Annotated in this window: 10 protein-coding genes; 5 read left to right on the top strand and 5 right to left on the bottom strand. The window is 71.9% G+C overall.

Going from position 1 to position 12,727, the window contains the following annotated elements; all coding sequences use genetic code 11:
* The 5 genes from infB to SSBG_RS06160 form a co-directional block, all read left to right on the top strand.
* Positions 1-1,965: translation initiation factor IF-2 (gene infB, locus SSBG_RS06180; RefSeq protein ID WP_037869066.1), on the top strand; the 1,965-nt coding region annotated here is incomplete at its 5' end.
* A 189-nt stretch (positions 1,966-2,154) separates the two neighbouring features.
* Positions 2,155-2,448, top strand: coding sequence for a DUF503 domain-containing protein (locus SSBG_RS06175; RefSeq protein WP_008745346.1), 294 nt, complete (start codon positions 2,155-2,157; stop codon positions 2,446-2,448).
* Between the two features lie 219 nt (positions 2,449-2,667).
* A complete protein-coding gene (gene rbfA / locus SSBG_RS06170; protein ID WP_008745345.1) occupies positions 2,668-3,153 on the top strand; it encodes a 30S ribosome-binding factor RbfA in 486 nt (161 codons plus the stop codon).
* The gene (gene truB, locus SSBG_RS35395; protein ID WP_008745344.1) at positions 3,150-4,058 is read left to right on the top strand and encodes a tRNA pseudouridine(55) synthase TruB; all 909 of its coding nucleotides are present in this window, start codon (positions 3,150-3,152) and stop codon (positions 4,056-4,058) included. Before rbfA ends, truB begins: the two co-directional genes overlap by 4 nt.
* 273 nt (positions 4,059-4,331) lie before the next feature.
* Complete coding sequence (locus tag SSBG_RS06160) at positions 4,332-5,294, top strand: bifunctional riboflavin kinase/FAD synthetase (protein ID WP_008745343.1); 963 nt, start codon at positions 4,332-4,334, stop codon at positions 5,292-5,294.
* On the opposite strand, the gene SSBG_RS06155 is transcribed toward SSBG_RS06160, so the two are convergent.
* From SSBG_RS06155 to SSBG_RS06135, 5 genes are all read right to left on the bottom strand, one after another.
* Complete coding sequence (locus SSBG_RS06155) at positions 5,242-6,381, bottom strand: ABC transporter ATP-binding protein (RefSeq protein WP_008745342.1); 1,140 nt, start codon at positions 6,379-6,381, stop codon at positions 5,242-5,244. The genes SSBG_RS06160 and SSBG_RS06155 overlap by 53 nt on opposite strands.
* Positions 6,378-7,877, bottom strand: a complete 1,500-nt coding sequence (locus SSBG_RS06150) for an ABC transporter ATP-binding protein (RefSeq protein WP_008745341.1) — start codon at positions 7,875-7,877, stop codon at positions 6,378-6,380. The genes SSBG_RS06155 and SSBG_RS06150 overlap by 4 nt, the downstream gene beginning before the upstream one ends.
* Positions 7,874-8,863, bottom strand: coding sequence for an ABC transporter permease (locus SSBG_RS06145; protein ID WP_008745340.1), 990 nt, complete (start codon positions 8,861-8,863; stop codon positions 7,874-7,876). The genes SSBG_RS06150 and SSBG_RS06145 overlap by 4 nt, the downstream gene beginning before the upstream one ends.
* Positions 8,860-9,930 carry an ABC transporter permease gene (locus SSBG_RS06140; RefSeq protein WP_008745339.1) on the bottom strand — a complete coding sequence of 357 codons (1,071 nt, stop codon included), beginning with the start codon at positions 9,928-9,930 and terminating at the stop codon, positions 8,860-8,862. The genes SSBG_RS06145 and SSBG_RS06140 overlap by 4 nt, the downstream gene beginning before the upstream one ends.
* A 536-nt stretch (positions 9,931-10,466) precedes the next feature.
* Complete coding sequence (locus tag SSBG_RS06135) at positions 10,467-12,380, bottom strand: ABC transporter substrate-binding protein (protein ID WP_078491227.1); 1,914 nt, start codon at positions 12,378-12,380, stop codon at positions 10,467-10,469.
* Positions 12,381-12,727: the final 347 nt, after the last annotated feature.

Genomic DNA, 12,727 nt, shown 5'->3' with positions numbered 1-12,727 from the left:
TTCGGCGGCCGTCCCGGCGGTCCCGGTGGCCGCGGCGGCACGCAGGGTGCCTTCGGGCGTCCCGGCGGTCCCGCGCGTCGCGGTCGCAAGTCGAAGCGGCAGAGGCGCCAGGAGTACGAGGCCATGCAGGCCCCGTCGGTCGGCGGCGTGATGCTGCCGCGCGGCAACGGCGAGACCGTTCGCCTGTCGCGTGGTGCCTCGCTCACCGACTTCGCCGAGAAGATCAACGCCAACCCGGCCTCGCTGGTCGCGGTGATGCTGAACCTCGGCGAGATGGTCACGGCGACCCAGTCCGTCACGGACGAGACGCTGGAGCTCCTCGCCTCCGAGATGAACTACAAGGTTCAGATCGTGAGCCCCGAGGAGGAGGACCGCGAGCTCCTGGAGTCCTTCGACCTGGAGTTCGGCGAGGACGAGGGCGGCGAGGAGCTGCTCACGGCCCGCCCGCCGGTGGTCACCGTCATGGGTCACGTCGACCACGGCAAGACCCGCCTCCTCGACGCGATCCGCAAGACCAACGTGATCGCGGGCGAGGCCGGCGGCATCACGCAGCACATCGGCGCGTACCAGGTGACGACCGAGGTGAACGGCGACGACCGCCGCATCACCTTCATCGACACCCCCGGTCACGAGGCGTTCACCGCCATGCGTGCCCGTGGTGCGAAGTCCACCGACATCGCGATCCTCGTGGTCGCGGCGAACGACGGCGTCATGCCGCAGACGGTCGAGGCGCTCAACCACGCCAAGGCCGCCGAGGTGCCGATCGTCGTCGCCGTCAACAAGATCGACGTCGAGGGCGCCGACCCGACCAAGGTGCGCGGCCAGCTCACCGAGTTCGGTCTCGTCGCCGAGGAGTACGGCGGGGACACGATGTTCGTGGACATCTCCGCCAAGCAGGGCCTGAACATCGACAGCCTCCTGGAGGCCGTCATCCTCACGGCCGACGCCTCGCTCGACCTGCGCGCCAACGCGGAGCAGGACGCGCAGGGCATCGCGATCGAGGCGCACCTCGACAAGGGCCGCGGCGCCACCGCGACCGTCCTGGTGCAGCGAGGCACCCTGCGGGTCGGCGAGACGATGGTCGTGGGCGACGCCTACGGGCGCGTCCGCGCCATGCTCGACGACCTCGGCAACACGGTCGAGGAGGCCGGGCCCTCCACGCCCGTCCAGGTGCTCGGTCTCACCAACGTCCCCGGCGCCGGCGACAACTTCATCGTCGTCGACGAGGACCGCACCGCCCGTCAGATCGCCGAGAAGCGCGCGGCCCGCGAGCGCAACGCCGCGTTCGCCAAGCGCACCCGGCGCGTCTCCCTGGAGGACCTGGACAAGGTGCTCAAGGAGGGCGAGATCAAGCAGCTCAACCTCATCATCAAGGGCGACGCCTCCGGTTCGGTCGAGGCCCTGGAGTCCTCGCTGCTCCAGCTCGACGTCGGCGAAGAGGTCGACATCCGGGTGCTGCACCGCGGCGTCGGCGCGGTCACCGAGTCGGACATCGACCTGGCGACCGGCTCGGACGCCATCGTCATCGGCTTCAACGTGCGCGCCGCCGGGCGTGCCACGCAGATGGCCGAGCGCGAGGGTGTCGACGTCCGCTACTACTCGGTCATCTACCAGGCGATCGAGGAGATCGAGGCAGCCCTCAAGGGGATGCTCAAGCCGGAGTACGAAGAGGTCGAGCTCGGCACGGCGGAGATCCGCGAGGTCTTCCGCTCCTCCAAGCTCGGCAACATCGCGGGTGTCCTCATCCGTTCCGGCGAGGTCAAGCGCAACACCAAGGCCCGGCTCCTGCGAGACGGCAAGGTCATCGCGGAGAGCCTCAACATCGAGGGCCTGCGTCGCTTCAAGGACGACGTCACCGAGATCCGCGAGGGTTACGAGGGCGGTATCAACCTCGGCAACTTCAACGACATCAAGGTGGACGACGTCATCGCGACGTACGAGATGCGCGAGAAGCCGCGCGTCTGACGCCCGGCCCCGCCTCGGCGCGTGCGATGAGCACGACCGGGGCGGGCCGTGGCTGACGCGGTCGAGCACGGGGCCGGTCGGCGGAGAATTCCCGTCGATCGGCCCCGTGCGTCGCGTGTACGGTGGGGAGGTTGCCGCCGTACGGAGGCGGCGCCTCGTACCCCGAACCGGCGGGACATCCGGACCAGCATGTATGTGGGGACCCTGTCCTTCGATCTGCTCCTGGGCGACGTGCACTCGCTCAAGGGGAAACGCTCCGTGGTCCGCCCCATCGTCGCCGAGCTCCAGCGGAAGTACGCCGTGAGCGCGGCAGAGGTGGGCGCGCAGGACCTCCACCGCAGGACCGAGATCGGCCTCGCCGCCGTCTCGGGCGACGCGGGCCACCTCAGCGATCTCCTCGACCGCTGCGAACGCCTCGTCGCCGCCCGCTTCGAGGTGGAACTGCTCGCGGTACGCAGACGCTTCCACGGGGACGAGGACTGACCCCCCGCCCCGCGTCGCGTCGCGCGACGTCGCGCCGGACGGGGCGTCGCGCACGCGTCGTACGGCGCGCGGTACGCGTCCTGCGGGGCGTCGCCTCGTGCTCGTACGGGCCGCGACGTCGCGGCCCGCGCCGCGTCGCGCACGCGACGTACCCCCGGAGGCCCAGCCCTCCACCCAGACCAACCGAGACAGAACAGCACCAAGTAGGGAGACGGACCGGTGGCCGACAACGCTCGCGCCCGCAAGCTGGCCGATCGCATCCAGGTCGTGGTCGCCCAGACCCTGGAACGGCGTATCAAGGACCCGCGACTGGGCTTCGTGACCATCACCGACGCACGCGTCACCGGTGACCTCCGGGAGGCCACGGTCTTCTACACGGTCTACGGCGACGACGAGGAGCGCGCCGCGTCCGCCGCGGCGCTGGAGAGCGCCAAGGGCGTCCTCCGGTCCGAGGTGGGGCGGCAGACCGGGGTGCGGTACACCCCGAGCCTCGCCTTCGTGCCCGACGCGCTGCCCGACACGGCGCGCACCATCGACGACCTCCTGGACCGCGCCCGGCTGCGCGACGAGGAGGTGCGCCAGGTCTCGACCGGCGCCGACTACGCGGCGGGCGCCGACCCGTACCGCAAGCCGGCCGACGAGGGCGAGGACGACGCGTCCGAGGACACCTCGGCGGAGCGGGGCGGGGGCAGCGGCACCGCATGACCACGCAGCGCACCACGACCCCGGACGGCCTCGTCATCGTCGACAAGCCGTCCGGGTTCACCTCCCACGACGTCGTCGCGAAGATGCGCGGCATCGCCGGCACGCGACGTGTCGGCCACGCCGGCACCCTCGACCCGATGGCGACGGGCGTCCTCGTCCTCGGTGTGCAGCGCGCCACCAAGCTGCTCGGCCACCTCGCCCTCACCGAGAAGGAGTACGTCGGCACGATCCGGCTCGGCCAGGACACCGTCACCGACGACGCCGAGGGCGAGATCACCTCGGCCGCCGACGCCTCGGGCGTCGCGCGCGAGGCGATCGAGGCAGAGGTCGCGAAGCTGACCGGGGACATCCTCCAGGTGCCCTCCAAGGTCAGCGCCATCAAGATCGACGGCAAGCGTTCCTACAAGCGGGCGCGCGAGGGCGAGGACTTCGAGATCCCGGCCCGGCCGGTCACGGTCTCCTCCTTCCTCGTGCACGACGTGCGCGCCGAGACGGCGCCCGACGGCACCCCCGTGCGGGACCTGCTCGTCTCGGTGACGTGCTCCTCCGGCACGTACATCCGCGCCCTCGCGCGCGACATCGGCGCGGCGCTCGGCGTCGGCGGGCACCTCACGGCGCTGCGCCGCACCCGCGTCGGCCCCTACCGCCTCGACGTGGCGCGCACCCTGGACCAGCACCAGGAGGAGCTGACCGTCATGCCCGTCACGGAGGCCGCCGACGCGGCGTTCCCGCGCTGGGACGTCGACGCGCGCCGCGCGGGGCTCCTCCTGAACGGGGTACGGATCGCCGTGCCCGAGGAGTACGCGGGACGCGGGCCCGTCGCCGTCCACGGCCCGGACGGGACCTTCCTCGTCCTGGTCGAGGAGGACCGCGGGAAGGCCAAGAGCCTCGCCTTCTTCGGCTGAGGCGCCGTCCGGCGACGACGTCGCGCGTGACGACGCCGCGCGCGACGAAAGGCCAGGTCGCACGCGACGTGGGTGGCGGTGAGGCGCGCGACGTGGCGGGGCGACGGGGCGCGGCGTGGGGCGGCGTGGCGCGCGACGTCGCCCGTCCGCGGCACGTCGCGCCCGCGCCGCCCGCCCACTGCCGGGCGCACGCGACGTGGCACTCTTAGACCTGCGGATTCGTGGAATCCCGACAACCGGCTCATCCCACAGGTGCGACAAGGAGCGGTCACAGTGCAGCGCTGGCGTGGCTTGGAGGACATCCCGCAGGACTGGGGGCGCAGCGTCGTCACGATCGGGTCCTACGACGGGGTGCACCGCGGACACCAGCTCATCATCGGCCGCGCCGTGGACCGCGCCAGGGAACTGGGCCTGCGGTCGGTCGTGGTCACCTTCGACCCGCACCCGAGCGAGGTCGTCCGCCCCGGCAGCCACCCGCCCCTCCTCGCGGCGCATCACCGGCGCGCCGAGCTCATGGCGGACCTGGGCGTGGACGCGCTCCTGATCCTCCCGTTCACGACGGAGTTCTCGCGCCTGTCGCCCGCCGACTTCGCCCGCACCGTCCTCACCGAGCGCCTGCATGCCAAGGTCGTCGTGGAGGGCCCGAACTTCCGCTTCGGCCACAAGGCGGCGGGCAACGTGACGCTGCTCGCCGAGCTCGGCCGCGAGGACGACTTCGAGGTGGACCTGGTCGACCTCTACGTCAGCGGCGACGCGGGTGACGGTCAGCCCTTCTCCTCGACCCTGACGCGCCGGCTCGTCGCCGAGGGGGACGTCGCGGGCGCCGCCGAGATCCTTGGCCGCCCGCACCGCGTCGAGGGCGTCGTCGTACGCGGCGCGCAACGCGGCAGGGAACTCGGCTACCCCACCGCCAACGTCGAGACCCTCCCGCACACCGCCGTCCCCGCCGACGGCGTCTACGCAGGCTGGCTGCACGTCGCGGACGAGGCCATGCCCGCCGCGATCTCGGTCGGCACCAACCCCCAGTTCGACGCCAAGCACCGCACCGTCGAGGCGTACGCCATCGACCGCGTCGGCCTCGACCTCTACGGCCTGCACGTCGCTGTCGACTTCCTCGCCTACGTGCGCGGCATGGAGAAGTTCGCCTCGATCGACGTGCTCCTCACGGCCATGGCCGAGGACGTCAAGCGCTCGCGTGCGCTGATCGCGGAGTACGAAGCGGGCCGAAAGGGCTGAGCGGACGACGCGGGGGACGTCGCGGCGGGGTGCGGGGTGCGGCGTGCGACGCCGTCCGTCCGGTGTGCGCTTCGTCGCGACGTGGCGCACACGCAGACGCCGCGCGTACGAGACGGGGCGGCGGCCCCTCGCCCGGCTCGTGGCCGTCCAGGACGGGAAGGTCCCGCGTCCTGCACGCGTCGGCGACGCCGGCCCGTTCCGCCTCGCCCGAGGCGAGGATGTGGCACCGCGCGTGGAAGCGGCAGCCGCCGGGGATGTTCGTCGGGTCCGGCGGCTCACCGCTCAGCACCACGGGCTCACCCGGCGCCTCGGGGAGCACCGAGAGCAGCGCCCGCGTGTACGGGTGGCGGGGCCGTGTCAGGACCTCCTCGACGGGGCCGGACTCCACGATGCGGCCGAGGTACATGACCGCGACGCGATCGGCGATGTTCCACGCGAGCCCGAGGTCGTGCGTGACCACCAGCGCGGACAGCCCCAGTTCCTCGCGCAGCCGCAGCAGCAGCGCCAGGATCTCGCCGCGCACCGACGCGTCGAGCGAGGCGACGGGTTCGTCGGCGACGATCAGTTCGGGCTCCAGGACGAGCGCCCCGGCGATGACGACGCGCTGGCGCTGCCCGCCGGACAGCTCGTGCGGATAGCGCAGGAAGAACCGTTCCGGCGGACGCAGCCCCGCGAGCGACAGCGCGCGCGCCACGGCGGCGCGTTCGTCCCCCGGCGTCCGGTGGATGCGCAGCCCCTCGGCCACCGCCTCGTACACGGTGTGGCGCGGGTTGAGCGAGCCGCTGGGGTCCTGGAGCACGAGCTGGGCCCGCTTGCGGTACGCGCGCAACGCCCGCGAACCGTACGAGAGCGGCTGCCCCGCGAAGGTGACGCGCCCCTGCGTCGGCGGGACGAGGCCGAGGAGGGAGCGCGCGAGCGTCGTCTTGCCGCAGCCGGACTCACCGACCAGCGCGACGATCTCCCCGGTGCCGATATCGAGGTTCACCCCGTCGACGGCGCGTGCCCGCGGCGCACCGCGTCGTGCGGGGAAGGTGATGCCCAGATCTCGCGCCGCGAGCAGAGCCTGTTCCCGCGTCGTCGTACTCATGCCTGCTTACTCCTCGCCTCGTCGGCACCGCCATGCCCCGCGTCCCCGGCCCCTGCCGCCGTGTCACGCGCCCCGTCCGCAGGGTCACGGGCGCCGTCCACGGGCGACGTCGCGTGGTCACCCGTACGCAACGTCGCGTCGTCCGCCGCGCCGTCATGCGGTGATGCGGCATCGCCTCCCGCCTCGGCAGGCGAGGTCGCACCGCCCGCTACGCCCGCCCGCGACGTCGCGTCGTCCGCCGCGCCGTCATGCGACGCGGCGTCGCCTCGTCCTGCCGCGTCGTCCCGCACCGTCTTCTCGCGCGACGTCGCCTCGAATCCCTCCTCGACCCGCACACACGCGGCGCGACGTCCCGGTCCCGCGACGCGCAGCGGCTGCGGCTCCGTCGCGCACGACGGCAGCGCGACGGGGCACCGGGGGTGGAACGTGCACCCCGTCGGCAACGCGGCGGGGTCCGGCGGATCGCCGGGCAGGCCGCGCGGTGAGAAGCGCGACGCGGGGTCACCGATGCGTGGGAACGCGCCGGAGAGCGCCGCCCCGTAGGGGTGCAGGGCCTGCCCGTGCACGTCGCGCGCGGGCCCCTCCTCGACGACGCGTCCGGCGTACATGATCGCGAGCCGGTCGCACGTGTCGGCGAGCACCGCGAGGTCGTGGCTGATCATGACGAGGCCGATGCCCTTCTTCGCCACCAGGCCCTCGATGAGCCGGAGGATCTGCGCCTGGATCATGACATCGAGCGCGGTGGTCGGCTCGTCGGCGATGATCAGCCGCGGATCGCAGGCCAGCGCCATGGCGATCATGACGCGCTGCCGCTGCCCGCCGGAGAGTTCGTGCGGGTACGCCGCCGCGCGCGACACCGGAAGGCCGACGTGGCGCAGCAGTTCCTTGACGCGACGTCGCCCCTCCGCCGGGCCCGCCAGGCGGTGCAGCAGGATCGGTTCGAGGATCTGGTCGCCGACGCGGTGCACGGCGTTGAGCGAGTGCATGGCTCCCTGGAAGACGATCGACGCGCCGGCCCAGCGCACGGCGCGCAGCCGTCCCCAGGCCATCGTGCGGATGTCCTCGCCGTCGAGCAGGATGTCGCCCTCCAGCGTCGCCCCCGGTGGCAGGAGGCGCAGCAGCGCCATCGCGAGGGTCGACTTGCCGCAGCCGGACTCCCCGGCGATCCCGAGCTTCTCGCCCGCGCGCAGCGACAGGTCGACGCCGCGCACCGCCGGCACGGCGCGCGCCCCCCTCCCGTACGTGACGCGCAGCCCGCGCACATCGAGCAGCGGCCGCGACGCGTCCCCCGACGCCGCGCCGCCCACGCCGCGCGACGTCGCGTCGTTTCCGGCATTCCTGCGCGACGTCGCGTCGCCCGGCCGCGTCGCGCCCGCTCCCGCCGCGTCGTTCCGCCCCGTCGCGTGCGGCCGCCCCTCGCTACCCGTCGCCCGCGCGGAACGCGAGAAACGTGCGGACATCGGGACCCGCTTGCCCCGCTTGGTCGGTTCAGTCATCGTCGGTCCCCCAGCTTGGGGTTGAGCACGGACTCGATGGCGCGTCCGCACAGGGTGAAGGCGAGGGCCACGAGCGCGATCGCGAGGCCGGGGGGCGCGAGGTACCACCAGTCGCCGGAGCTGACGGCGCCCGCGTCGCGCGCGTCCTGGAGCAGCCCGCCCCAGGACACCATGATCGGGTCGCCGAGTCCGAGGAAGGCGAGCGTCGCCTCGGTGAGGATCGCGTTCGAGATCACCAGGGTCGTCTGGGCGAGCACGAGCGGCATGACGTTGGGGAGGACGTGCCGCAGCATGATGTGCTGGTGCCCGCCGCCCAGCGCGCGGGCGCGCTCGATGTAGGGGCGCGACTCGACGGACAGTGTCTGCGCCCGCACCAGCCGCGCCGTCGTCGGCCACGTCGTCACGCCGATCGCGAGGATCGTCGTCCAGATGGAGCGGTCGAGGACGGTCGCGAGGGCGATGGCGAGGACCAGCGTCGGCATGACGAGGAACCAGTCCGTGACGCGCATGATCACCGTCGCGTACCAGCCGCCGAAGTGACCCGCCGTGACGCCGACGAGCGTCCCGATCGCGACGGTCAGGACCGCCGCGAGCAGCCCGACCGCGAGCGACACACGTGCCCCCCACACCATCAGCGCGAGCAGACTGCGCCCGAACTGGTCCGTGCCGAGCGGGAACCGTCCGCTCGGCGACTCCAGTGACGCGCCCGGGGCCTCGGTGACGCTGCGCGAGTCGCCCCCGACGAGCAGCGGCGCCGCGAGCGCGAGCACCGCGATGAGCAGCAGCGCGACGAGGCCGGCGAGGCCCCCGCGATGCGTACGGAACTCGCGCCAGAAGCCGGCGAGCGCGCGACGTCGCCGCGCCCACACGAGCCCGCGCGGCGACGCGACGTCGTCCGCGACGTGCGCGGCGTCGCGCGCTCCGTCGTCCGGCTCCTGCCCCGCTCCGTCGTGCGGCGCGGCCGCGCCTGTCGTATCGGTCGTCATCGGCCCACCCGGGGATCGAACAGCGGATAGATCAGGTCGGCGAGGGTGTTCATGACGATCACCGCGGCGGCGAAGACGAAGAACAGCCCCTGCACGAGCGGCAGGTCCGGGATGCTCAGCGCCTGGTAGAAGAGCCCGCCCAGGCCCGGCCAGGAGAAGACCGTCTCGACCAGGATCGCCCCGGCGACGGTGTTGCCGAGGTTCACGAAGAGGAGCGTCACGGTGGGCAGCAGCGCGTTCGGCACGGCGTGCTTGCGCCGCACGCTGTCGTCACGCAGCCCCTTGGCGCGCGCCGTCGTCAGGTAGTCGCCGCCCATTTCGTCCAGGAGCGAGGACCGCATGACGAGCAGCGTGCGCGCGTACTCGACCGCGACGAGCGTGAGGACCGGCAGCACCATGTGGTGCGCGACGTCCGTGACGTACGCGAAGCCCTCCTTGCCGCCGCTCTCCATGCCACCGGTCGGGAACATGCCCGGGATCGGCCCGATGCCCACCGACAAGATGATGATCAGCAGCAGGCCGAGCCAGAAAGACGGCACGGAGTACAGCGTGAGCGCGAAGGCCGTATGGAAACGGTCCCCGAAGCGCCCGTGCCGCCAGGCGTTGCGCGAACCGAGCCAGACACCGAGCGCCGTGTAGAGCACGAACGCGGTGCCGGTCAGCAGCAGCGTCGCGGGCAGCGCCTCGGCGATCTTGTCGATGACGGGCGTGTGGAACTGGTACGAGGTCCCGAGGTCCCCGGTCAGCGCCTTGCCGCAGTAGTCGGTGAACTGGTGCCACAGCGGCAGGTCGAGCCCGAACTCCCGGCGCATCGCGTCGAGCTGCTCCTGGGAGACCTGCTTGCCGCCGGTCATGGCCTTGATCGGGTCGCCGGGGATGAGCCGGAAGAGGAAGAAGCTGGTGACGAGTACGGCGAACAGGGACACGACCGCGCCGAGCAGTTTGCCCGCCACGTAGCGCAGGTATCCGCCTCCCGTACGCCGTGGGGGAGCGGGGGGCGCGGCGGCAGGAGCCGCGACCACGCCACCCGGGTCCCGCGCGGGCGCGGGGGTGCTTTCGGTGCTCATGGGCTGATCGGTCTTCCGCTGAGTGGGGCGTCCTTCCGGGAGGCGCCGCGGCACGGTGCGCGGCGCGGCGAGGAGGACCGGACGAGGGGGAGCGGCACCGGCGCGCGGTGCGCCGGCGGCTCCGGTGGACGAGGTGCGTCGCGTGCGGCGCGTCCCGCGGTACGTGAGGGGGACGACGCGACGTTGACGGACGTGGCGTGGCGCGACAGGGCGGACGCGATGCGGCGGGGTCGCGAGGCGGTACGTGGCGGGCGCGACGTCGCGCCGGAACCGGGGCGACGCGTGCGCGACGTGACATATGCGACGTCGCGTGCGACCTGCGGAAACGTCGCGACGTCGCGCGGCCCGTCCGTGTCGGCCGACGCGTCACGCCGCATCCCCGCGATGGCCCCGCGAACGCCGCGACGTGGCGGCGACGCCGCGACGCCGCGACGTCGCCCGCCGGTACGACCGGCTCGCACCCGGGATTCCCCGCCCCGCCGCGGCCACGTACGGCCCGTCGCCGTCGCGTCCCGCCCCGTCACGCCCGCTGACCGCTACTCGCGGTTCCAGGCCGTCGCGCGCCGCCGCATCCCGAAGAACACGCCGCCACCGACGAGCAGGACCACCACGACGCCGATCCCGACCCAGAGCCCCGTGTGGGACCCCGAGCCCGAGCCGGAGGAGGCGTTGTCGCCGGCCGAGCCCGATGAGGCGTTCCCGGCCGGGACCGCCGACCACCAGCCCCAGTAACCGTCCTGGCCGTAGATGTTGCCCGCCGCCGTGGGCATGGTCTCGATCGACTTGATCTGGTCCGTGCGGTACGCCTCGACGGCGTTCGGGTAGGCCAGCACGTTCATGTAGCCGGTGTCGTAGAGCCGCGACTCCATCTGCTTGACGAGGCCCGCGCGCTTCGCGGGGTCGTACTCGGCGAGCTGTTTGTCGTACAGGTCGTCGAACTTCTTGTCGCAGATGAAGTTGTCGCTCGCGGAGACGGCCTTCGGCTTGGAGGGCAGTGCCGCGCAGGTGTGGATCGAGAGGACGAAGTCCGGATCGGGATTGACGGACCAGCCGTCGAAGGCGAGGTCGTAGTCACCGGCGACCCAGGGGTCGGTCACGTTGTCGAGGCAGTCGACCTTGAGACCGATGCCCAGGTCGCCCCACCATTCCTGCAAGTACTTGCTCACGGCGCGGTCGTTGGGGTCAGTGGCGTGGCACAACATGCGGTACGAGAGCGGTTTGCCGTCCTTGCCGACGCGCTTGCCGTCGCCGTTCTTCTCGTAGCCCGCCTCGTCCAGCAGCTTCGCCGCGGCCTTGGGGTCGTACCTCAGCTCCTGGCCGGCCGAGGGCTGCCAGGCGTAGTCGCCGAAGCGCGGGGGGATGTACCCGGCCCCCTCGACCGCCTGCCCCTGGAACACCCGGTCGACGATGGCCTTGCGGTCGACGGCCATGAACAGCGCGTGCCGGACCTTCTGGTCGAGCAGTGAAGGGTCGCCCGACCCGAACTTCTGGCCGTCCTGGGTGCGCGCGCCCGGGTTCGTGGCGATGGCGTAGAACCGCCGCCCGGGACCGTCGTTGACCTTGATGTCCGAGGCGCTCTTGAGCGACCCCGCCTGCGCCGGGGTCAGGGCCGGGCTGCCCGCGACGAACGAGACCTCGCCCTTGCGGAGCGCCGCGACGGCGGCGTCCTGGTCCTTGTAGTAGCGGAAGACGATGTTGTCGAACTTCGGGCTTCCCCGCCAGAAGTCCTTGTTGGCCTTGAGCTTGACGTAGCTGTCGACCTTGTAGCCCGTCAGGATGAACGGCCCGTTCCCGACGATCGGGAACTTCTGATCGTTGTTGAACTTCGACAGATCGCCGACCTTTTCCCATACGTGCTTGGGCACGATCGGAACATCCAGCGCCGTCATGGTTGCCTGCGGCTTCTTGAGCTCGATGACGAGCTTGTCCTCGCTCGGCGCGGTCACCTTCTTGAAGTTGCTGACGAAGCTGCCGTTCGCCGTGGCGGCGCCCTCGTCCGTCATTATCTTGTTGAAGGTCCAGGCGGCGTCCTCGGCCGTCGCCTGCTCCCCGTCGGACCACTTCGAGTTCGACCGGATCTCGTACGTCCAGGTCAACTTGTCTTTCGATGCTGACCACTTGGTGGCCAGCCCGGGTATGACGTGGTTGTCCTTGGCGTCGTAATTGGTCAGGAAGTCGTACATCAGCCGGGAGATGCTCGTGCTGACCAGGCGCGTCGCGAGGAAGGGGCTCAGGGAGTCCACGCTCTGGGCGAGCGCGACGGTCAGCGTCGTCTCCTTGCCGGCCGCGGCGGCCGGTGCCGCGGCCGGGCTCAGCGGCGTGGCGAGTCCCGCGGTGAGCGAGAGCGCCGCGATTCCGGCCGCCGCGACAAGCCGGAACCGGCCACGCACACCACGCCCGCGCGCCGGTTTCGCTGGTAGTGCTCTGCCGTTCTGAACTGCTCTGCTCATGGGGCGCTGACCTCGTGTCATCGTTCGCGTTTCGCTAACTGACGCATCACTGTGAGCCGTTGGGGTGATGTGAGTGTCTACCAGCGCTGGTCTAAACATGTCAACGATGCGTGAACGCTGTGTGGCCTGCGACAACGGCCGAGGGCCCGCACCATTTGACCGGTACGGGCCCTCATTGGTCTAGTCCGCTGAAACCTCCCCGATACGGGGGGTGTTCAGGTGGCGGAAGGAGGCTGGGGCGGCCACTGCGCCTGCTTCTCCTCCGCGTCGTCGGTCTCCTTCGCACTCTCGCGCGCGCCCTCCGGCGCACCGGCGTGCGCCGACGGATTCGCGCCAGGCGCGGGCGC

This window comes from Streptomyces sp. SPB074 (assembly GCF_000154905.1).
In the GTDB taxonomy this organism is placed as follows: domain Bacteria; phylum Actinomycetota; class Actinomycetes; order Streptomycetales; family Streptomycetaceae; genus Streptomyces.
This window is presented reverse-complemented; position numbering and strand designations above follow the sequence as displayed.

What these genes read in the sequence shown, in the direction of transcription:
- SSBG_RS06175 (WP_008745346.1), top strand. Translation starts at nt 2,155, where the DNA reads ATGTATGTGGGGACCCTGTCCTTCGATCTGCTCCTGGGCGACGTGCAC.
- truB (WP_008745344.1), top strand. Translation starts at nt 3,150, where the DNA reads ATGACCACGCAGCGCACCACGACCCCGGACGGCCTCGTCATCGTCGAC.
- SSBG_RS06155 (WP_008745342.1), bottom strand. Translation starts at nt 6,381, where the DNA reads ATGAGTACGACGACGCGGGAACAGGCTCTGCTCGCGGCGCGAGATCTG.
- SSBG_RS06150 (WP_008745341.1), bottom strand. Translation starts at nt 7,877, where the DNA reads ATGACTGAACCGACCAAGCGGGGCAAGCGGGTCCCGATGTCCGCACGT.
- SSBG_RS06140 (WP_008745339.1), bottom strand. Translation starts at nt 9,930, where the DNA reads ATGAGCACCGAAAGCACCCCCGCGCCCGCGCGGGACCCGGGTGGCGTG.
- SSBG_RS06135 (WP_078491227.1), bottom strand. Translation starts at nt 12,380, where the DNA reads ATGAGCAGAGCAGTTCAGAACGGCAGAGCACTACCAGCGAAACCGGCG.
- SSBG_RS06145 (WP_008745340.1), bottom strand. Translation starts at nt 8,863, where the DNA reads ATGACGACCGATACGACAGGCGCGGCCGCGCCGCACGACGGAGCGGGG.